Here is a 20,893-nt window from a genome sequence, read left to right as displayed (position 1 = left end):
AAACATAAGAAAACTAACTATGGATAATAGAGTAAAACAGGCGTTAAGCGCTTCAATCAATAAATATGCTGAGGTTTCGGCAACCAATGTAGCAGGTTTTGAAACAGAATTATTGGCTGCTTTTGAGCTAGACGTAAATTTTCTGGACAAAGTAACCGCTTTCGATGCTGTTTTTGATTCGCATCCAAAATTCGAAGAACTGCGCGAAGTATTTTTCGATTTGCTGATGGTGAATTTCTTCAGCAACGATGTGCAGAAGCTTGAAGACGATTATTTAGAGAGCGATGAATGGGCTAACATTGAAGAAGAGACCATTGAGCGCGGAACTGAGTTATTAAACTTATTGCTTTATATCAAAGAGTGTAAAGATGAAGATCTGGACCCTGAACTGGGCGATTTCTTAAAAGAATTCTTATTGGTAGAAGATGATGAGTTTCAGGACGAGTTTGAGATTTACGAAGAGTTGATCAGCAACCAGCAACTAGCCGAAAGCAGCGTAGAGGAAATTTGCAAAACAGCAGCTAAATTAAACATCAGTGAAGAGATGCAGGAGCTGTTTGTGCCGTTTATGGTTTTCTTCCTGGATGTTGAAGGCAGTAGGGAAACTGAAAAAGAATTAATTCAGTTTAGCAGTAACAAAGCTTTCGATGCTGCATCTTATACATTGATCACAACAATCAATAACTAAATTATAATGGAACAGCAGATACTTCAGGAAGAAAAGAAGCCTAACGCCCTGGCGTTTAAAGTAGCTTTGGGTTTTGCCTTATATACTTTGGCAATGATCTATATTTTTAAACTTATTGGAATTGATACTACCAGTGCCGATATTCCCGTATTTAATAAAATTATAGTTTTTGTCTTGTCGTATGGGATTTTCATATTGGCTATATATTTTACCCAGGCTACACACAAAAAGGAACTTGGCGATTATATTACTTACGGAAGGGCGTTTTCAACTGGCTTTAAGGTCGCTGCGTACGCCGGCCTGTTTATTGGCATTTTATATGCGATATATTTTAAGGTATTAGATGCATCAGCTATTGATAAAATTGCCGATGCCGCAATAGAAAAGGCAGGAGATAACGAGCAGCAGATTAAAGGAATTGAAACCATGAAACCTTACATGTGGATTTTTGCAACCTTTACAGCGGCTATAAGCTATACCGTATTTGGTTTAATCGTGAGTTTAATTACTTCATTGGTCTTAAAAAAAGAGCGTAAATTCTAAACTTATTACAAAAATTTTGAACGTGCAGGTTTTATCATTTAATTTGATGAAATTTGCACGTTTTAATTTAAACAAACCTCGCAGGTTTTAAAAGCCTACGAGGTTTATGCTTAAAAAATGGATATATCAGTTGTAGTACCCTTATTTAATGAAGACGAATCGTTGCCTGAATTAACGGCATGGATTGATAAAGTGATGATCGAAAATAATTTCAGCTATGAAATTATACTCGTTGATGATGGTAGTACAGATAAATCCTGGTCGGTAATTGAGGATTTAAGACTTCAGAATCCGGCTATTAAAGGAATCAAATTCAGACGTAACTATGGCAAGTCTGCAGCCTTAAATGTGGGTTTCGAAGCTACGCAAGGCGATGTGGTCATTACCATGGATGCCGACTTGCAGGATAGCCCGGATGAAATTCCGGAGTTGTACCGCCGCATTAAAGAAGAAAAACTCGATCTGATTTCGGGCTGGAAGAAGAAACGTTACGATCCAATTACAAAAACCATCCCAACCAAGTTATTCAATGCCGCTACCCGTAAAATGAGCGGTATTGAGCTCAATGATTTTAACTGTGGTTTAAAAGCTTACCGCAACGATGTCATTAAAACCATCGAAGTGTATGGCGAGATGCACCGTTATATCCCGGTTATTGCCAAATGGGCTGGTTTTAATAAAATTTCGGAGCAGGTGGTAGAGCACCGCGCCCGTAAATATGGTACTACCAAATTCGGTTTCAGCAGGTTTATAAATGGCTTTTTAGATTTACTATCCATATTTTTTGTTGGCAAATTTGGCAAACGCCCCATGCACTTTTTTGGTTCATTGGGTGTGCTAAGCTTTTTTATCGGGATCATCATGGCCTTGTATATTCTGTTCGAAAAGAAATATTTAATCTGGCAGGGATTAGCCTACCGCGATGTAACCGACCAGCCATTATTTTATTTATCGCTGGTAGCCATTGTTGTTGGTTCACAAATGTTCCTCGCAGGCTTCATCGCCGAACTTTTATCGCGCAATGCGCCTGAAAGAAATCAATATTTAATCGAAAAAGAACTTAAATAAGCTAAAAGACTAAAGCTTAAAGCACAAAGCTTTGGTCTTTAGTCTTTCTGCTTTCAGCTTCAAGACATGTTTTTCTCCATCATAATTCCGCTTTACAATCGTCCGCAAGAGATAGACGAACTGTTGAATACCCTGACTAAACAAACTTATTTACAGTTTGAGGTTTTGGTAATTGAAGATGGTTCTAAAAACGATGCCAAGGCTATTGTCGATACTTATGCAGATAAGCTCGATATCAAGTATTATTTCAAAGAAAACGCCGGACAGGGTTTTGCACGTAATTTTGGTTTCGAAAGGGCTAAAGGCGATTACTTTGTTATTTTTGATTCAGATATCCTGGTTCCGGCCAATTACCTCGAAATTGTTAAAAATTGCCTCTACGAACATCATTTAGATGCTTACGGTGGTCCGGATGCTGCTCATGATAGCTTTACACCCGTGCAGAAAGCCATTAGCTATGCCATGACCTCTCCTTTTACCACAGGGGGCATTCGGGGCAATAAAAAACACGTAGGGCAGTTTCACCCACGCAGTTTTAACATGGGGGTTTCGCGCCAGGCCTGGGAAAAGGTTGGCGGGTTTATTCTAACCCGTTTAGGCGAAGATATTGAATACAGTATCCGTATTCACGAAAATGGCTTTAAGATAGGATTGATTCCCGATGCCAAAGTTTACCATAAACGCCGCACCAGCTTTAGTCAGTTTTACAAACAGCTGCACTTTTTTGGCAGGGCGCGGATCAATATTTATAAACATTTCCCTAAAGAATTAAAACCGGTACACTTTTTCCCGGCCATATTTACACTGGGTTTTGGTTTCACTATTTTGTGTAACTTTATATATCCTCCATTGGCATATGTTTGTAACTTCTTGTTATTGATTTACTTTATGTTGATATTTTTTCATTCATGGTCAGTAAATAAATCGTTAAAAGTTGCATTTTTGAGCATTATATCGTCCTTTATCCAATTAACTGCTTATGGTTTAGGATTTATACAGGATTTATTTAAACGTGTGCTATTAAAACAACAATGATAAACTATTTAAAAGAAAGTACATTCGCCGTTAATGATGTGATCCAGAAAGCCTGGAGCATTACCAGGAAGCATTATTTCTCTATTGCAACGCTGTGCTTTTTGATGTTTATTACAGCAAGTGCATCAAGTTTGATGGCCTTTTTTATCAAAGATGTAAGTAAAGCTTTGAGCATCATTATGGTTATCATTTTTGTATTGCTGTACTTTACCATTAACCTTTCGCTGTTTAAGTATATTTTCCATTTGATGGATGATGAAGAAGGCGATGTTAAAATTGTAGATACCCTGCCAACCCGTCAGCAGATTATTCGTTTTCTGGTGGCTACTCTTTACTTTGTGGCTTGTATTTTTGGTGTATATCTGGTGGTAATCCTCGTGGCTTTTCCCTTTATTTACACCGGTATTAATGTAGCAATAGTTAAAAATGTGGCCGTTTCGGTAGGTATTATTGCCATTTTTATCACCTGGCTAAGAATTTCTTTCTTTCCGTTTTTTATCATCGATAAAAATGCAACTCCTTTCGATTCTATTAAATTAAGCCTGGCTACTACCAAAGGTAATTTCACTAAAATTTTATTGTTATTGGTGGTTTTAGGTGGTGGTTATTTAATTTATTTGTTGTTGAACTACTTGCAATGGCCTTTAGTGGCATTTATTGTAAATATATTGAGCTCTTTTATCATTGTTCCGCTATCAAGTGTAGCCTTGACGGTTGCTTACCGCAAAATTTCGGGCGAGTATAAAGGCGATGAACACCCTGATATTTTGCATAATATCGTTTAGAAAAGGTATTCACCATCAATCATTTCGAATTCAATTATTAAAAAATGGGATTAAAAGCAGCATTAAGTAAACCCTTTGCAGCATTTGCAGTCTGGCAAATTAACAAGTGGAAGTATAATGCCGTAAATGCCCAAAATAAAATCTTTAGAAGACTAATTGAGGAGGCTAAACATACCGCATTTGGTAAAGACCATCATTTTGCTCAAATCAAAAGTTACGACGATTTTAAAAAGTATGTTCCTGTTCAGGATTATGAAGGGTTAAAGCCTTATGTTGATCGTGTTGTTGCCGGTGAATTTGATGTGCTTTGGAAGGGTAAACCCCTTTATTTCGCTAAAACTTCGGGTACTACATCTGGCGTAAAATACATCCCACTTTCTAAAGAATCGATGCCCGAGCACATTAAAGCTGCCCGTAATGCCATTCTAACCTATATTAACGAAACCGGAAAGGCTGGCTTTGTAAATGGTAAAATGATCTTTTTACAGGGAAGTCCGGTGCTGAGTGTAAAGCATGGTATAAATGTAGGACGTTTATCGGGTATTGTAGCGCATCATGTGCCTGCTTATCTGCAGAAGAACCGTTTACCATCTTACCAGACCAATATTATTGAAGATTGGGAGCAAAAAGTTGATGCCATTGTTGAGGAAACCATTAACGAAGACATGACCCTGATTTCGGGTATTCCGCCATGGGTACAAATGTATTTCGATAAACTTTCAGAGAAAACAGGAGGCAAAAAAATTGCGGAGATTTTTAAAAATTTTAGCCTGTTTATTTATGGAGGGGTAAATTTTGAACCTTACCGGGCTAAAATTGAGCAAAGCATAGGCAAAAAGATAGATGCTATTGAAACTTATCCGGCTTCGGAAGGATTTATTGCCTATCAGGATTCTCAAAAAGATAAAGGCTTATTGTTATTGGCCGATGCAGGTATTTTTTATGAGTTTATCCCGGTAGACGAGTATCATAAACAGCAGCCTACACGTTTATCGTTAGGAGAAGTTAAACTGGATACCAACTATGCCTTGGTTTTAAATACCAATGCCGGTTTATGGGGCTATAGCATTGGCGATACCATTAAGTTTGTATCTAAAGACCCATATAAAATTATAGTTACCGGGCGTATTAAACATTTTATTTCGGCATTTGGCGAGCATGTAATTGGCGAAGAAGTAGAACACGCCCTGTTAAGTGTGGCCAACGAAGAGAAGGTAGAAATTACAGAATTTACAGTTGCACCTCAGGTTAATCCAAAAGCAGGAGAACTGCCTTATCACGAGTGGTTTATCGAGTTTTCATCGCCACCTAAAGATATGGCTGCTTTTAGTAAAAAGGTAGATTTGGCCTTGCAAAAGAAAAATATTTATTACTTTGACCTGATTGAAGGTAATATTTTGCAACCTTTAATTATCCGACCTTTGCAAAAAGATGCTTTTGTAAATTACATGAAAAGCCAGGGAAAGCTGGGCGGACAAAATAAAGTACCACGCCTGAGTAATGACCGGAAACTGGCAGAGGAGTTGGAGCGATATATAGGTTAAACAATTCGTCATTGCGAGGAGGAACGACGAAGCAATCTCATTAGACAAATCAGATTGCTTTAGCTCGCTCAGGCCCTGCTTCGCAATTACGGAGCTATACCAGAAGTGAATAATAAAGCTTAATTAATTTAAGCGTTACGATATTAAAAAGATTTGAAAAGAATAACCATATTAGGTTCTACGGGAAGTATCGGTACACAGGCTCTTGAAGTAGTTCGTGATCATCCTACAGTTTTTAAGGTGGCGGTATTATCTGCACTTAAAAATTCGGAGCTATTGATCCAACAGGCATTGGAGTTTAGGCCAGAGAAAGTGGTCATTTGCGATGAAAGTAAATACAACGAAGTTAAAAATGCCTTGTCTGCCGCTAACATTAAAGTTTTAGCCGGCGAAGCAGCTTTATCCGAAGTTGCGGCTTACGATGATAGCGATATTGTGCTCACCGCCTTAATGGGATCGGTAGGGTTAAAACCTACCATTGCGGCTATAAAAGCAGGTAAAAACATTGCTTTGGCCAATAAAGAAACTTTGGTGGTAGCCGGCGAATTGATTACTCAACTGGCTGCCGAGTATCAGGTTAAAATTTTACCGGTAGATTCTGAACATTCAGCTATATTTCAATGTCTGGTAGGGGAGGAACATAACCCAATTGAGAAAATTTACCTCACTGCATCAGGCGGGCCATTTTTAGGCAAAACAAAAGATTTCTTGTCGACCGTAAAAAAAGAGCAGGCTTTAAAACACCCCAACTGGGTTATGGGTGCTAAAATCACCATCGATTCGGCTTCGCTAATGAATAAAGGCCTTGAAGTGATCGAAGCCAAATGGTTGTTTAACCTCGAGGCCGATCAGGTTGATGTAATTGTGCATCCACAGTCTATCATCCATTCGCTGGTGCAGTTTACCGATGGATCGATGAAGGCGCAAATGGGCGTGCCCGATATGAAATTGCCCATTCAGTACGCCATCAATTATCCCGACAGGCTAAAAAACAATTTTAAACGTTTTAATTTTCTGGATTATCCAAACTTTAGCTTTCAGCAAGCCGATATGGAAACCTTCAGGAATTTAGGCTTGGCTTATCAATCGCTAAGAAAAGGCGGTAATATGCCTTGTATTTTAAATGCAGCAAATGAAATTGTGGTTGCAGCATTTCTGGAAGATAAAATTGGCTTTCTGGAGATGAGCGATGTGATTGAGCAATGTATGGAGGAGATTGGTTTTATTGAAAAACCGCAATTGAGCGATTATTTAGAAACTGATAAACATAGCCGTATCTTAGCCGGCGAATTAGTAACAAAAAGTATAGTTTAACATCTAACCTAAAAATTTTATAAGAAAATATGAATGGATTGATTATGGCGGGGCAGTTGCTGCTCGGATTGTCTTTATTGGTTATTTTACACGAATTAGGACATTTTCTGGCAGCCAGGGCATTTGGTATTAAGGTAGAAAAATTTTATTTGTTCTTTGATGCCTGGGGTTTTAAACTTTTCAGCTTTAAAAAAGGAGATGTTGAATACGGTGTGGGATGGCTGCCCTTAGGTGGTTATGTTAAAATTGCCGGTATGATTGATGAAAGCATGGATACCGAGCAAATGGCTCAACCAGCACAACCCTGGGAGTTTCGTTCTAAACCGGCCTGGCAACGTTTAATTGTAATGCTGGGTGGTATTATCGTCAATGTAATTGTAGGTATTGTTATTTTTTGGATGCTTACTTTTAAATATGGTCAAAGTTATACCGTTAACGGCAAACTTACTGATGGTATTTCAGTAGGTACCCTGGGTAAGGAAATAGGTCTTAAAAACGGCGACCGTATTCTGGCCATCAATGGAAATAAATTAATCCGTTTCGAAGATGCCATTTCGAGTAAAGTATTGTTTGATGGCGCACAGTTAACCGTTTTAAGGGGGAATCAAACCCTGTATGTATCTATTCCGGATACCATTTTGAACAAGCTTTCTAAAAACGATAAAGAGAATTTTATCACACCAAGATACCGTATGGCCAGCGTGGCCACAGTTTTGGCACCTGACGAAAAAGCAGATCAACCTTCATTTTTTGATAAGCTTTTCAAAAGGAAATTCGAAAAACCAGTTTATCCGGCTTATGCAGCAGGGATAAAGCCTGGGGATAGTATTTTATCGGTTAATGGTAAACCTGTTACCTTCTTCGATCAGTTTAAAGAAGAAGTATCAGGCAATAAAAACAAACAGATTTCAATCCAGGCTCTACGTAAAGGAAAAGCAGTTGAATTTAATTTAAAAGTTGGCAAAGATGGTACCATTGGTGTTGGCCCTAACTTTAAAATGCCCGAAACTGCACATGTTGATTTTGGATTTATAGAGTCATTACCAGTAGGTGCCGGCATGGCCTGGAGTACTTTTGTTGATAATGCAAAAGGTATTGGTAAAATGATTACCGGTAAATTAAGTGCACGTAACATCAGCAGCCCGATTGGTATTGCCAAAGTATATGGAAGTACATTTGATTGGGTTAAATTCTGGACATTAACCGGATTAATTTCAATGGCGCTGGCATTTATGAATTTATTGCCTATCCCGGGCTTAGACGGAGGCCACGTAGTGTTTTTATTGATCGAAATGGTACAACGTAAGCCGGTGAGCGAAAAAGTGCTTGAGCGTGCCCAGATTGTAGGTTTCGTAATTCTGATTTGTTTAATGGTATTTGCTTTTGGAAATGATATTTTAAAATCATTCGGTAAGTAAAACCACATTGATCATATAGCCACAGCTATGCAACTCTTTAAGAAAGCATACCTGTGGCTTTTTAATTAAATATCCGGCATGAGTACACAACAACAACCCGATTATTTTAAGTTTTACGGGCTTCCCATACAGTTTAATCCCAATCAGCAGGAAGTGAAAGCTAAGTTTTATGCTTTCAGCAAGCAATATCATCCCGATTTTTATGCCAACGAGAGCGAAGAAAAGCAGGAAGAAGTTTTAGCACTATCTACACTTAACAATAAAGCCTATCAAACTTTAAGCAATGCAAAAAAGCGTTTGAAATATGTTTTGGAGTTGAAAGGCATTGTAGAAACAGACGAAAGCTATCAGTTACCACAATCATTTTTAATGGAAATGATGGATATTAACGAGGCTTTGATGGACCTGCAGTTTGAACCCGATGCCGAAAAACTAGCTGAAGTAAGCAATAACATCAGTACAGTTGAAAAAGAACTTAAAGAAGAGCTACAAAGCCTGATGAATCAGTTTGATAGTAATCCAACGGCTGCATCGGAAGTTTTATTTGCTTCGATAAAGGATAATTTTTATCGTCAGAAATACATAGACCGGATAAGGGAAAAGCTAGCGTAACAAATATTTACGCGGGCTTACGCTTTAGTCTTTGTGCTTTAAGCTTTGGTCTTTAAAACACCCGATTGTAAAATCATTTCTTTGTTTTTGAAGGCTAAATACTTTGTTTTACTTTCGGAACAAACAATCAGATACATGAACAGTTCACTTTCTATTTTTCGTAAGGTAGCCGTTGCCGAAGGTATTTCTTACCTGCTTCTATTATTTGTAGCCATGCCTTTAAAGTATTTCGCAAATATGCCATTGTATGTAAAATATACAGGCTGGGCACATGGTTTGCTGTTTGTGCTATATGCAGCTACGTTGGTGATGGTCTGGCAAGAGCAAAAGTGGAAATTTGGTAAAACAGTACTTATTTTTGTAGCCTCATTACTGCCTTTTGCGCCTTTTATTGTAGATCGGAAGCTGAAAGACGAAAGGCCTGAAAACGCAAGCCGCATACTGTAAGCCAGTTGCAGGTTATTTTAAAATATTTTTTGCATTTTAAGTTACATTATCTACATTTGCAACCCCGTCCAATAAGAATGCCCAGCTGGCGGAATTGGTAGACGCGCTGGTCTCAAACACCTGTGGGAAACCGTGCCGGTTCGACTCCGGCGCTGGGTACTGAATAAGCCTTAACAATCTGATTGTTGAGGCTTTATTTTTTTATGTCATATGTGAATGGCGTTCCACTTATGTAATTAAAAATTTACAGCCAGTTGCAATGCTGTTTTGGCCAGATCGTTTCGCAGCAAAATATAATACCTTATGTTTGTGCTGCACATTAAAATCGGAATAAGCCTTCGGTTGAAAATCAGAAATAACAGGTAGATTTCAGGTAGTTTTACAAATTTACTGTTCTGTTTAACCTTCAATCCGGTTTGCTTATCCGTTCGAAATTTAAATGTGCTTTGACCCGTTTCCCGGTCAGTTTATAACTTTAGTAATTGAATCAAAAAAGATAGCCAAATGCACTTAAAACGAATTTTTTATATTAGCCTTCTTATCCTGGTGATTAGTGGTTGTGGAACCAACAAAAATGTTAGTCGCCAGCAAATCTCTTTTGATAAAGGAATTCAGCAGATTAACCATGTGGTGGTTATCTATATGGAAAACCATAGTTTTGATAACTTATATGGAGAGTTTAAAGGGGCAAATGGTATAGAAAATGCGAGAAAGGGAAATTATATTCAGGTAGATAAGGATGGGAATCCCTATAAATTCCTTCCCGAAATTCCAAGAAACAATTCTTTCCCAACCAATCTGCCCAATAATTTCTTTAACATAGATCAGTATGTGTCTGCAGATAAGGCCAGCCCTGATGCCACCCACCGTTTTTATCACAATCAAATGCAGATTAATGGAGGCAAGATGGATAAGTTTGCATTGTATAATGATTCCAAAGGCCTGGCAATGGGTTATTACAATACAGAAAAACTGCCTTTGTATCCTTTTGCAAAGCAGTACACTTTATGTGATAATTTTTTTCAAAGTGGTTTTGGTGGTTCCTATTTTAACCATGTTTATTTAATCTCGGCTGGCGTAGCGGTTTGGCCTGATGCACCAAAATCAATGGTTGCACAACTCGACGCATCGGGCAAACTGATTAAAGATGGTGCTGTTACCCCTGATGGTTATGCTATTAATACTGTGTTATCCAGAAACAAGCCTTATCCTGCAAAATCAGACACTACTCAGTTAATGCCTGCGCAAACCATACCAACTATTGGAGAGGGTATGACCGAAAAAGGTGTTTCATGGGCCTGGTACTCTGAAGGGTGGGATGATGCTGTTGCCGGTAGAAAAAATAACTTTGCTTATAACCACGAGCCTTTTCTGTATTTTGCTAAATATAAGGAAGGAACAGAAGGGCGGAAGCATTTAAAAGACCAGAATGATTTCCTTAAGGCTGCAAAAGAAGGAAACCTGCCGAACGTTTCCTTTGTAAAACCAGGTGGTGGTAATGATGAACACCCGGGTAGTTCAGCAGTATATTCTTCAGAACAATTAGCTGTAAAATTAATCAATGCTGTACTCGAAGGCCCTAATGCAAAAGATGCATTGGTTATTTTAACCTATGATGAGTTTGGTGGGTTCTATGATCACGTACTGCCGCCAAAAATTGATAGATGGGGACCGGGAAGCCGCATTCCGGCAATTGTTATCGGACCATTTGCTAAAAAAGGTGTAGTAGATCATACGCAATATGAAACTGTAAGTATCCTCTCTTTTATCGAGCACAGATGGGGCATTAAGCCTTTGGCTGAACGGGATAAAAATGCAAACCCGTTCCGGAATGCCCTTGTGTTCAAATAATCAGGGCCTGTTAATCCGGTGAAAGTGGTATGTTGAATAAGGTTGGAATTATAGCGTTACTGTTTATAGCAGTGTTTGCCACCAGTTTTAGCTCGGTCGATTCCGGCAATACTCCACAAAAACCGGCCAGCCAGCGTGAGCTAAAAGTTCAAAAACAGGTTTTAAGTGAGATGCTGTCCTTTCGCAACTATTTAAGGGATACCCTTTTTTTTGAAGTTAACAAAGCGCAGCCTGATGAGCAAAAGCTTAAGCAGGCCTTCCTGCAATCCAGGTTATTGTATAAAAGATTTGAGTGGGCGGCAGCATATTTTAGTGCCGACCTTAATAAAAGATTGAATGGTCCTCCTGTAAATGAGGTCGAAAATGCCGATTTATTAGATGCTTCCTTCATTCGTAGTGTGGATCCAATGGGACTGCAGGTGGTCGAAGGGTTTATCTATCCCGGTTACGATGTTGCCAGAAAAAATGAGCTGATTTGCGAAATAAAGCATTTAATAACCAATACAGAATATGTGATGTCTTATTTTTCTGCCGTTTCATTGGCAGATTGGCGAATTTTAGATGCCGCAAAATTAGAAGTATTCCGGATTATTACTTTAGGGATTACCGGCTATGATAATGCACTTTCGTTAAAAAGCATGGAAGAATCTTCCATGTCCTTAAAAAGCTTACGTCCTATACTCAGCCTTTACCTCAAAGACAAAAACAGCACTTTATTAACTGATCTCGACGGCTCGGTCGGCTATCTTGATGCCCATGCTGATTTTGATTCTTTTGACAGGGCTGTGTTCATTAAGCAATTTGGCAATAAGGTTAGTGCCGGAATTACAGAGTTGGAACAGGCGCTGCCAGGGCCTAAGATTAAATATAACCGGATGCTGAACCAGGAGGCCGCGACATTGTTTGATGTTGATGCTTTTAACGTAAATGCATTTGCTCCCGGTCCTGAATTTCAGGCTACACCGGCCAAAGTAGCATTGGGGGAGAAACTTTTTTACGATGTTTCGCTCTCCGGAACCCTGAAAAGAAGTTGTGCTTCTTGCCATCAGCCTGATCTGGCTTTTACAGATGGACTCACCAGAAATACAGATATTCATAATGCTTCGAAATTATTAAGCAGAAATGTACCAACCCTGCTCAATGCAGCCTTACAATCAAATTATTTTTACGACAACAGGTCTTTAACTTTGGAAGACCAGGCCCTCGAAGTAATTAAGAGTAAGCAGGAAATGGATGGCTCGATGGAAGCTATCCTGAAATATCTTTCAGCCAATAAATCATATCAGCTATTATTTTCAAAGGCGTTTTTTATAAAAGATAAACAAACAATTGATGCCGGGCAGGTAACAAATGCGCTTGCCAGTTATGTGCGTAGTCTGACTCAAATCAACAGCCGGTTTGATGATTATATGCGTGGCACAGAGAATGCACTATCTGCACAGGAGGTGAATGGTTTTAATTTGTTTATGGGGAAGGCCAAGTGTGCAACCTGTCATTTTATGCCTTTATTTAATGGGGTAACCCCGCCAAAATACGTGCAGAGCGAGGTAGAAGTGCTTGGTGTCCCAGTTTCGCTAACAGACTCCACTTTGGATGCTGATTTAGGTTATTACAATGTAGTTGGGGTGGATAGTTATAAAAACGGTTTTAAAATTCCCACGATAAGGAATATCAAAAAAACAGCACCCTACATGCATAACGGGATATACCAAACTTTAGATCAGGTTATGGATTTTTATGATAATGGCGGAGGTGCTGGTTTGGGGATGAAACTGCCTAACCAAACCCTTTCAGGCGAGCCCCTTCACCTTACAGTAAAAGAAAAAGCAGCTATCATCGCTTTTATGGAAAGTTTGGAAAGTAAGCCCATTACCCAAAGTAAGGGAGCAGCCTCCATTTTACCGGAAAGATAGCACTATTGATTTTAAGTCTTCCTTTGTTTTTACCGCAGTATACCGGTTATTGATCGTTTCGCTGAAAATCAAAAATTACACTTTGGTGTAACCGATATTTAAAATGAGATAATGAACTTTACAACTAGAAGTAAAATAAATTAACCGGTTAAATAAAGGTCATTATGGAAACGAAAAAAGCACTTAAATTTACCTTAGCAATTGTAGCCATCATTGTTGGCGTTACCTTGTTTAAGCAATTTGATTTTAAAAATTTGAAATTTGAGCAACCGGCATTGGCGGTGGTATATGCAATTACTTTTGTAGGGACTGTTTATTTTTTGTTTAAAGGCGAAAGGCGTAAGTAAAACACCTGAAAACAATATAATTGCTCAGGCGAGTAACTCATACTATAGATGTATTCAAATAGACGAAAAAAAGACCGATATTGGGCTTACTAAGTGCCAATGAGATTATGCTCCTGTGCTTGCTACTCAGTACTTAATACTTCAGTACCTACAAGCACTACTTTCAACTTACTACCCAATCACCTCTATAATCCCATCTCTTTCCCGTATCTTTGCGGCAATTCAATATTTTCATACTGTGATTAATGTAAATAACATTTCCGTTTCATTTGGCGGAACCACTTTGTTTAGCGATGTAACCTTTTCGATAAACGAAAACGATAAGATTGCCCTGATGGGTAAAAACGGTGCAGGTAAATCGACCATTTTAAAAATTATTGCCGATGTAGCCAAGCCTACCACTGGTAATGTAACTGGTCCGAAAGAGGCGGTAATTGCTTATTTGCCCCAGCATTTGCTTACCCAGGATCATGTTACCGTTTTTGAAGAAACGATGAAGGCTTTTGCAGAGGTTAACCAGATGCAAAAAGAGCTTGATGAGCTGAATGAGCAACTGACTATTCGTACCGATTACGAAAGTGATGATTACATGAAACTGATTGAGCGTGTATCTGAGCTGAGCGAGAAGTTTTACTCAATTGAAGAAACCAATTATGATGCAGAGGTAGAGAAGGTATTGAAAGGTTTGGGTTTTGAACGTAAGGATTTTACGCGTCAAACTTCCGAATTTTCGGGTGGATGGCGTATGCGTATTGAGCTCGCTAAAATCCTGTTAAAGAAACCTGATTTAATTTTGCTGGATGAGCCTACCAACCATATGGATATTGAAAGTATTCAGTGGCTGGAAGATTTTTTAATCAACTCGGCAAAAGCGGTGATGGTTATCTCGCACGACCGTGCCTTTGTTGATAACATTACCAACCGTACCATTGAAGTAACCATGGGCCGGATATACGATTATAAGGCTAAATACAGTCATTATCTGCAATTGCGTGCCGATCGTCGTGTACATCAGTTAAAAGCCTACGAAGAGCAACAACGTTTTATTGCCGATAACCAGGAATTTATTGACCGTTTCAGGGGAACTTATTCTAAAACCTTACAGGTACAATCGCGGGTAAAAATGCTCGAGAAGCTCGAAATTATCGAAATTGATGAGGTAGATACTTCTGCCTTACGCTTAAAATTCCCGCCATCGCCACGTTCAGGGCAATACCCGGTAATGGTTGAAGAGTTAACCAAAACTTATGGCGACCATGTGGTGTTTCAAAAAGCATCGATGGTGATTGAAAGGGGAGAAAAAATAGCTTTCGTGGGTAAAAACGGCGAAGGTAAATCGACCATGATTAAAGCCATCATGAACGAAATTGATTTTGAAGGCAGTTTAAAAGTAGGTCACAATGCCAAAATTGGTTATTTTGCCCAAAATCAAGCTGCCTTGTTAGATGAAAATTTAACCGTATTCGAAACCATCGATCAGATTCCGCTAACGGATGGAACCATCAAAATTAAAGACCTTTTAGGTGCATTTATGTTTAGTGGCGATGATACCACTAAAAAGGTTAAGGTACTATCGGGAGGTGAAAAAACCCGTTTAGCCATGATTAAGTTGTTGCTTGAACCCGTGAATGTGTTAATTCTGGATGAGCCGACCAACCACCTGGATATGAAAACCAAAGACATTATTAAAGATGCTCTGAAAGATTTCGACGGGACTTTAATTCTGGTTTCTCACGATCGTGATTTCTTAGATGGATTAGCAGAAAAAGTATTCGAATTTGGTAATAAACGCGTACGCGAGCACTTCTCAGATATTAAAGGCTTCCTGGCTTACAAGAAAATGGACAGCCTTAAAGAAATAGAACAAAATTAATCTAAAATTGCAGGCTGTAATGTGTGTACCTTACAGCCTGCATAACTTATACCTTTGCTAATTTAACACTGCTCTGGTACCTGCCTTGTAATATAATTCGGCCAGTGCTTTCTGGTAACCTGCCACCATACTTTCCTGCTTAATTTTCATCTCTATCAGTTTGGTTTCTCGACTGTTGATTAAGAAGAGTGTACTTTCTCCTAAATTAAATTTCTGGTTCTCGCCATTTACAAGCACCTGCTGGTTTTCGATACTTTTTAACTGTACCGCAAGCTGTGCAGCATAGGCCGACAGATCATTGTAAGAAGCCATTACCTGGTTTCTGATTTCCCTGCCCGATTGTTGAAGATCGTAATCCAGTTCCTGCTGTTTAATTTTTACCTCACGCAGCTTACCGCGTTCGGCCCTTAAAAAAAGCGGGAAAGCCAGTTCGACACCAACTTTGTAATTGCTCCAGTTAAAATCGTAATAGCCCGGCACATTGCTGTTAAAGCCGGTACGGCTGGAGATCAGGTTGCCAATAACATTCAGTTTAGGCTTCAGCATTTCCTGACGGTAACTTTTTTCAACGGCCAGTTGCTCACCCTTACTGCGTAATTTTAAAATTTCAGGATGCTGATTGGCGGCCTGGCCCAATAAGCTATCCAGTAACTGTGAGTTTGGGCGAGCTGCTTTGTTAACCATACTTTGGGGCAGTGCATCTGCAGGCAGTTCCAGTGGGTTGCCCGCTTCGTTCCACAAATGGTTGGAAAGTATCAGTCTGGCATTTTGCAGTTCGATAGCTGTTTTTTCCTTCTGGATAATCCGCTCCTGTACCGTAATATAAGCCTCAACTGAGTCAATCCCCGGTTTATCGCCTATTAGTGTTTGCGCACTCAGGGCTTTAAACCGGCGTTGCGCCAAATCCAACCCTTCGTTAACCAGTTCAAACTGTTTGTGGGTATAGTACCAGTTCCAGTAATCTTTAACAATACTGTACCAGGCGCTGTTAATCTGTTTCAGCTGGTCGGCCTCTGCATATTGCACCATGATTTTCGATTGGCGCAGCGTGCTTCTCCGCGCATCAATAATTAAACCTTGCCCCAAAGGTATGCTCAGACCAATGGCCGATAAACCTTCTCCGTTTGTACGGCTTTCGGGATTAACATAAGTGCCCACATTGCGCTCGTAACCCACTTTTAAATCGGCACCGGCAAGCCAGAGCGGTATCTTTAATTCATTGTTCCAGCGGTTGTAATACTCGGTGTTGCCAAATAATTTACGGCTAAACCCGGCTTTTAATTCAGGATCGAAGTAGCCGAGCGATTGCAGCACCTTTGCCCGGGCCGATTCGCTGAGCAATGCCGCCTGCTTAATAATGGGATGGTACCTGAAAACCATCAGCTGCAGATCATCAAGAGCAAAAACTTTGGTGCTATCTATGTGCTTAGTTACAGGAAGCATGTCTGTTTTTTGCGCAAAAGTAAATTTAGCCGAAAGCAAGACGAAGAGGAGTACGCCAGATATTTTTTTCAAAAGAATATTCATAATCTTCCTCCCAATCTATTTCTTATCCTTAGCAAGGCCTGCAGGCTCTTTCTCCAAACTAGGCGGAAAACCATTCAGCTGACGCCATATCTCATACCAAAGTGGAACAGAACGCAAAATGATGCGGCCGTAAACCCCCGAACCTTGTCTCAACTGAGCTGGCCATGGCTCGTCTTTTGATGGAACCGGATTGGTTTGACTCACCAATAAACGGTATTTTCCGCCTGTGCTGCTCATGCGGTCGATAGAAAAAACCTTGCCTGCAAAGGTGCCCACCGCTACCGATGGCCAGCCAGAGAACTGTACCGATGGCCAGCCTTCAAACTGCAGGCGCACATCGCTGGTATCCAATATTAGCGGCACATCCATGGCACTTACATACAATTCTGCAGCTACCATGGGCGATTTTGGCTGCAAAGTAGCTACCGATTCACCTTCTTTAATATTTTCGCCTATACCGGCTTTTAAAGTTTTAACAATAAATCCGCTTTGAGGCGCACGCACTACATAAAGCCCGCGCCTGATACTTACATTCGAAATATCGTTACGCAATTTGGCGATATCGCCTTGCGCACTGGCTTTACTCGATATGGCCGAACTCATATCTGATTGTGCTTTCGACATCGATTCCTGGTACTTTGCCCTAATGTTATCGAGCTCAATCGAAGCGTTTAATAAGTTCTGTGCCGAGTTGTTTAGCTTATTGCGCTGGCTAATTACCTTGGCATTATCTTCCTGCAGCTTAAGCCGGCGTGTTTCAATATCTGTTAACGAGAATAGACCATTTTTATAGCCGGTTTCGTATCGTTCTAAACGCACCCTGGTGGTTTCGTAAAACTTTTGAACGGCAAGCAGCTCAGCACTATCAATGCTTACATAGTTTTTGGCTTGTAGTACCTTATTTTCGGCAGCTTTCATCTGAAAGCGTAAACCATCACTCAAAGCCTTCATCTGGGCTTTGGTGGCATCAATCTTTTGTACTGCAGCAGTTTCGCTACCTCGCTTGGCATCCAACTGTTCGTTTAGTCTTGTGGGTAATTCAGGGTCGAAATAAGATTGACTGGTTTCTGAAATCACCAGAATAGTATCGCCCTTTTTTACTTCCTGCCCTTCGCGTACGGCCCAATGCTCTATACGGCCCCCAATCTGGTTCTGAACGGTTTGTGGCCGGTCTTCAGGTCGAAGTGCGGTAACTGTACCACGCCCCGGAATAGTTTGGCGGTAGGGGAGAAAAAGTAACAGTACAAAAAAAGCCATAATAAACAGGAGGATTCTACCCAATCGCTTGGTTCCCCGTGCATCGATAATTTTGCTGTTGGCATGTACTGAAAGTGTTTCCCAGTTTTGTATTTCAGCCAGGTTATTATTTAGCTTACCCATGGTTAAACTCTCCTTCCTCCAACTCCAGGTCGGTTACTACCGCAAGTTTCTCGCTACCGGTTATCATATCGAATACCGTGTTTAAATTGGTCATCAGTTTTTCGATGGCATAACTAATCTGAACAATAATTACCTCGGCAGCTACAAACTGGCCAAAAGTCATTTGTCGTTCTACAACGAAATAAGAGCCTAAAAGTAGCAGGGCACCCATCAGCATGGTACGCATGGCCACTGCACTAATAAAGAACTTTTTAAGTATACCGAAATGATCATTACGGGCCTGGATATAGTTGGCCGTAATTTTATCCGTACGCTCGATAATTTCTTTGCGCTTTGCAGAACTGTTTCTATAGGTATCCAGATCAGAGGCAATATCTTCCAGATAGCCGACTACTTCGTATTTATAACCCGATTCTTCAATGCTGGTTCGTACAGCCTGACGATAATACAATACCAGGATTAAGGCGATTACAATCAGCACAAAAGTACCAAAGGCCATAAAAACCGGGTGATAAAATGAAAGCAGAATTACACTGAAGAAGATCAGTACAGCTGCGGCAATAATATCAACCAAAAGTTTGGTCAGGCCTTTCTGAATGGTCAGGATATCGAAGAAGCGGTTGACAAGCTCAGTAGGGTTTTCGCCTTCGAGTGCTTTCTTTTTAATTCTGGGCAGGCGAAAAGCAAATTCCAGCGCTGCTTTGGTAAAAATCTTTTGCTCCAGAAACTCAACCAGGGTGAGTTGACCAATAAGCAACAGGCCACCTACAACAATACCCACTAAAATTACGGCGATAAGAATGTAGGTTGAGCTGTACATTGCCCCGTTGGATAACAGGTTGAAAACGGCACTGGTACCCAGGGGCAGAGAAAGGCCGATTAAGCCAATGAGTATGGCATAAATGTAAATGTAATTGATGGTTTTACGCTCTAAATGGAGCATACGTACCAATCTTTGCCAGGGCGAAGGTGCACCGGCAACATGATGATTTTTCATTTTTTTATTTTAAAATCAGGCACAAAACAGGTTGCAGGGCAACATTATGGGCCTGGGGTAAATTTGAATGTGATTTTTAAAGACAATAACTAATCTTAAGGCAGGCTTAAAGACATTAGTGTATTGGAATTGGAGCTTATCTAAAATTAAGCAGCCAAATCCGGAGGCGGCGTGGGTACATTTTTGGCCGGCGAATTGCATGGACGCAAGCCATAAAGGTATTGGTTAAGGTTCTGGCAGTTGGTTGGAATTGGGTTTAAACAAGCCGGAGCAGAGGATTCGTAAAGCATGAGTTTCTTCTTTAACTTTTCGAAAGATTCTTCTTCCTTGGCCTTATTTTCTTCGCTGCTTTTTTCGATGGCATAAACGCAACCCGGAGACAACAAGATGGTTATTGCACTGGTAAAAAATTTAGTGGCAAACAGGACCAATACCAGCATGCCAAAAATCTTTTTCAATAAGTTTTTTCTTAATAACCTCATCATCTGGATACAAATATAGGGTCAGAAAAACCTTCATGAGGCATCTGGAAGCTAAAATCAGGTGCTTTTTTAAAAGCCTGACACAAATGTTATACTAGTATTAGAACGGCATTAGAAAATGCTGAAAAACAGATTTTTTGGTAATATTGATGGTGCTTAATGTGGTTTAATAAAGAAAGCGTTTGATAGCATTCAGCAATAAATGAGCTGCATGCCAACAAACGCTAACAGAGGACGTTAATTGGTGTAAGTTTAATTTGGAATAATATCCAGTATCTGCATCAAATGATCGATTACTGCATTTGGTTTGGCATTTTGCAATTGCTCGCGGGTGTGTGCACCTGTGGTGATACCAATGCTCAGGCTGCAACCGGCATTTTGGCCTTCTTCAATGTCGATGCTCGAATCGCCAACTTTCATCACTGCGCTGCCATCGGCAATTTCGTATTGTTTCATGGCAAGCAAAATCATATCGGGTTCAGGCCTGTTCTGGCTCACTTCCGAGGCGGTAATCAAGGCGTCAAAATCTTTACCGGGTATCCATCCAAGCCTGTTTAGTATGGCTTCGGCAGTAGGACGGTCGTAACCCGTATTCAATACCGTGCGGATGTTTTTTGCTTTAAGTTTTTCGAAAAGATCGGTAGCGCCTGGTTGTGGCAAAATGGGTTCAACCTCATAAGCCAGTTTTAACTGTTTTATAAATTTTTCGTAAATATTGTCTACCAGTGTTTCGTTAAAGTCTGCTCCGTATGTTTTAAGTACCGATCTGATGGCCGCTTTCTTTTCTTTTCCGGCAGCTACCGCTAAAACCTGATCAAGATTGTAAGCAAAACCAGCTGCATTAATGGCATTCATCAGGGTTTTATAAACCAGGTTATCTTCATTTACTGTGGTGCCGGCCATATCAAACACGACCATTTTAATTTCAGGGTGCATCGCTATTGTTAAATAGAGTTAATTAAATAAGATTGTAAATTCAACTTGCTGTAAGTATTTCGGCAGCAAATATAATCATGTTAGTAATGCTAAACAAATGTTTAGTAAAAGTTAACATTTAAATTAACATTTG

The 20,893-nt window shown here is 39.9% G+C and carries 19 protein-coding genes and 1 tRNA gene; 15 read left to right on the top strand and 5 right to left on the bottom strand.

Annotated elements, in window-relative coordinates; all coding sequences use genetic code 11:
- Positions 1 to 19: 19 nt before the first annotated feature.
- The 15 genes from BLR37_RS15225 to BLR37_RS15155 all read left to right on the top strand — a co-directional run bounded on the left by BLR37_RS15225 (position 20) and on the right by BLR37_RS15155 (position 15,438).
- Positions 20 to 688, top strand: coding sequence for a hypothetical protein (locus BLR37_RS15225; RefSeq protein ID WP_090769961.1), 669 nt, complete (start codon positions 20 to 22; stop codon positions 686 to 688).
- A gap of 6 nt (positions 689 to 694) precedes the next feature.
- On the top strand, positions 695 to 1,231 hold the full coding sequence (locus BLR37_RS15220) for a DUF4199 domain-containing protein (RefSeq protein ID WP_090769960.1): 537 nt from the start codon (positions 695 to 697) through the stop codon (positions 1,229 to 1,231).
- Between the two features lie 117 nt (positions 1,232 to 1,348).
- Entirely contained in the window at positions 1,349 to 2,299 is a 951-nt protein-coding gene (locus BLR37_RS15215) for a glycosyltransferase family 2 protein (RefSeq protein ID WP_090769958.1), read from the top strand.
- A 66-nt stretch (positions 2,300 to 2,365) separates the two neighbouring features.
- On the top strand, positions 2,366 to 3,334 hold the full coding sequence (locus BLR37_RS15210) for a glycosyltransferase family 2 protein (RefSeq protein WP_090769956.1): 969 nt from the start codon (positions 2,366 to 2,368) through the stop codon (positions 3,332 to 3,334).
- Complete coding sequence (locus tag BLR37_RS15205; RefSeq protein ID WP_090769955.1) at positions 3,331 to 4,119, top strand: hypothetical protein; 789 nt, start codon at positions 3,331 to 3,333, stop codon at positions 4,117 to 4,119. The genes BLR37_RS15210 and BLR37_RS15205 overlap by 4 nt, the downstream gene beginning before the upstream one ends.
- Positions 4,120 to 4,163: 44 nt before the next feature.
- Entirely contained in the window at positions 4,164 to 5,663 is a 1,500-nt protein-coding gene (locus tag BLR37_RS15200; protein WP_090769953.1) for a GH3 auxin-responsive promoter family protein, read from the top strand.
- A 153-nt stretch (positions 5,664 to 5,816) separates the two neighbouring features.
- Positions 5,817 to 6,977, top strand: coding sequence for a 1-deoxy-D-xylulose-5-phosphate reductoisomerase (locus tag BLR37_RS15195; protein WP_090769951.1), 1,161 nt, complete (start codon positions 5,817 to 5,819; stop codon positions 6,975 to 6,977).
- Positions 6,978 to 7,006: 29 nt separating this feature from the next.
- The gene (gene rseP / locus BLR37_RS15190) at positions 7,007 to 8,395 is read left to right on the top strand and encodes an RIP metalloprotease RseP (RefSeq protein ID WP_090769949.1); all 1,389 of its coding nucleotides are present in this window, start codon (positions 7,007 to 7,009) and stop codon (positions 8,393 to 8,395) included.
- A 78-nt stretch (positions 8,396 to 8,473) separates the two neighbouring features.
- On the top strand, positions 8,474 to 9,007 hold the full coding sequence (gene hscB / locus BLR37_RS15185) for a Fe-S protein assembly co-chaperone HscB (RefSeq protein WP_090769948.1): 534 nt from the start codon (positions 8,474 to 8,476) through the stop codon (positions 9,005 to 9,007).
- A gap of 135 nt (positions 9,008 to 9,142) precedes the next feature.
- Positions 9,143 to 9,454, top strand: a complete 312-nt coding sequence (locus tag BLR37_RS15180) for a DUF3817 domain-containing protein (RefSeq protein WP_090769947.1) — start codon at positions 9,143 to 9,145, stop codon at positions 9,452 to 9,454.
- A 79-nt stretch (positions 9,455 to 9,533) separates the two neighbouring features.
- Positions 9,534 to 9,613 (top strand) — tRNA-Leu (locus BLR37_RS15175).
- 345 nt (positions 9,614 to 9,958) lie between these two features.
- Positions 9,959 to 11,305, top strand: a complete 1,347-nt coding sequence (acpA, locus tag BLR37_RS15170) for an acid phosphatase (protein ID WP_090769945.1) — start codon at positions 9,959 to 9,961, stop codon at positions 11,303 to 11,305.
- 29 nt (positions 11,306 to 11,334) lie between these two features.
- The gene (locus BLR37_RS15165; protein WP_090769943.1) at positions 11,335 to 13,218 is read left to right on the top strand and encodes a cytochrome-c peroxidase; all 1,884 of its coding nucleotides are present in this window, start codon (positions 11,335 to 11,337) and stop codon (positions 13,216 to 13,218) included.
- 164 nt (positions 13,219 to 13,382) lie between these two features.
- Positions 13,383 to 13,565, top strand: coding sequence for a hypothetical protein (locus tag BLR37_RS15160; RefSeq protein ID WP_090769942.1), 183 nt, complete (start codon positions 13,383 to 13,385; stop codon positions 13,563 to 13,565).
- Between the two features lie 238 nt (positions 13,566 to 13,803).
- Positions 13,804 to 15,438 (top strand): ABC-F family ATP-binding cassette domain-containing protein, encoded by a 1,635-nt coding sequence (locus tag BLR37_RS15155; RefSeq protein ID WP_039476821.1) that lies wholly within the window; start codon positions 13,804 to 13,806, stop codon positions 15,436 to 15,438.
- A gap of 57 nt (positions 15,439 to 15,495) precedes the next feature.
- On the opposite strand, the gene BLR37_RS15150 is transcribed toward BLR37_RS15155, so the two are convergent.
- The 5 genes from BLR37_RS15150 to BLR37_RS15130 all read right to left on the bottom strand — a co-directional run bounded on the left by BLR37_RS15150 (position 15,496) and on the right by BLR37_RS15130 (position 20,760).
- The gene (locus tag BLR37_RS15150) at positions 15,496 to 16,953 is read right to left on the bottom strand and encodes a TolC family protein (protein WP_244154672.1); all 1,458 of its coding nucleotides are present in this window, start codon (positions 16,951 to 16,953) and stop codon (positions 15,496 to 15,498) included.
- Between the two features lie 27 nt (positions 16,954 to 16,980).
- On the bottom strand, positions 16,981 to 18,345 hold the full coding sequence (locus tag BLR37_RS15145; protein WP_090769938.1) for an HlyD family secretion protein: 1,365 nt from the start codon (positions 18,343 to 18,345) through the stop codon (positions 16,981 to 16,983).
- Complete coding sequence (locus BLR37_RS15140) at positions 18,338 to 19,342, bottom strand: ABC transporter transmembrane domain-containing protein (protein ID WP_090769936.1); 1,005 nt, start codon at positions 19,340 to 19,342, stop codon at positions 18,338 to 18,340. Before BLR37_RS15140 ends, BLR37_RS15145 begins: the two co-directional genes overlap by 8 nt.
- Positions 19,343 to 19,488: 146 nt before the next feature.
- On the bottom strand, positions 19,489 to 19,800 hold the full coding sequence (locus BLR37_RS15135; protein ID WP_143009582.1) for a hypothetical protein: 312 nt from the start codon (positions 19,798 to 19,800) through the stop codon (positions 19,489 to 19,491).
- Positions 19,801 to 20,076: 276 nt separating this feature from the next.
- A complete protein-coding gene (locus tag BLR37_RS15130) occupies positions 20,077 to 20,760 on the bottom strand; it encodes a phosphonatase-like hydrolase (RefSeq protein WP_090769934.1) in 684 nt (227 codons plus the stop codon).
- Positions 20,761 to 20,893: the final 133 nt, after the last annotated feature.

This window comes from Pedobacter soli (assembly GCF_900101435.1).
Classification (GTDB): Bacteria; Bacteroidota; Bacteroidia; order Sphingobacteriales; family Sphingobacteriaceae; genus Pedobacter; species Pedobacter soli.
This window is presented reverse-complemented; position numbering and strand designations above follow the sequence as displayed.

Excerpts from the sequence above, each read along its gene's own strand:
- BLR37_RS15225 (WP_090769961.1), top strand. The coding sequence starts at position 20 with ATGGATAATAGAGTAAAACAGGCGTTAAGCGCTTCAATCAATAAATAT.
- BLR37_RS15220 (WP_090769960.1), top strand. The coding sequence starts at position 695 with ATGGAACAGCAGATACTTCAGGAAGAAAAGAAGCCTAACGCCCTGGCG.
- BLR37_RS15215 (WP_090769958.1), top strand. The coding sequence starts at position 1,349 with ATGGATATATCAGTTGTAGTACCCTTATTTAATGAAGACGAATCGTTG.
- BLR37_RS15210 (WP_090769956.1), top strand. The coding sequence starts at position 2,366 with ATGTTTTTCTCCATCATAATTCCGCTTTACAATCGTCCGCAAGAGATA.
- BLR37_RS15205 (WP_090769955.1), top strand. The coding sequence starts at position 3,331 with ATGATAAACTATTTAAAAGAAAGTACATTCGCCGTTAATGATGTGATC.
- BLR37_RS15200 (WP_090769953.1), top strand. The coding sequence starts at position 4,164 with ATGGGATTAAAAGCAGCATTAAGTAAACCCTTTGCAGCATTTGCAGTC.
- rseP (WP_090769949.1), top strand. The coding sequence starts at position 7,007 with ATGAATGGATTGATTATGGCGGGGCAGTTGCTGCTCGGATTGTCTTTA.
- hscB (WP_090769948.1), top strand. The coding sequence starts at position 8,474 with ATGAGTACACAACAACAACCCGATTATTTTAAGTTTTACGGGCTTCCC.
- BLR37_RS15180 (WP_090769947.1), top strand. The coding sequence starts at position 9,143 with ATGAACAGTTCACTTTCTATTTTTCGTAAGGTAGCCGTTGCCGAAGGT.
- acpA (WP_090769945.1), top strand. The coding sequence starts at position 9,959 with ATGCACTTAAAACGAATTTTTTATATTAGCCTTCTTATCCTGGTGATT.
- BLR37_RS15165 (WP_090769943.1), top strand. The coding sequence starts at position 11,335 with ATGTTGAATAAGGTTGGAATTATAGCGTTACTGTTTATAGCAGTGTTT.
- BLR37_RS15160 (WP_090769942.1), top strand. The coding sequence starts at position 13,383 with ATGGAAACGAAAAAAGCACTTAAATTTACCTTAGCAATTGTAGCCATC.
- BLR37_RS15145 (WP_090769938.1), bottom strand. The coding sequence starts at position 18,345 with ATGGGTAAGCTAAATAATAACCTGGCTGAAATACAAAACTGGGAAACA.
- BLR37_RS15140 (WP_090769936.1), bottom strand. The coding sequence starts at position 19,342 with ATGAAAAATCATCATGTTGCCGGTGCACCTTCGCCCTGGCAAAGATTG.
- BLR37_RS15130 (WP_090769934.1), bottom strand. The coding sequence starts at position 20,760 with ATGCACCCTGAAATTAAAATGGTCGTGTTTGATATGGCCGGCACCACA.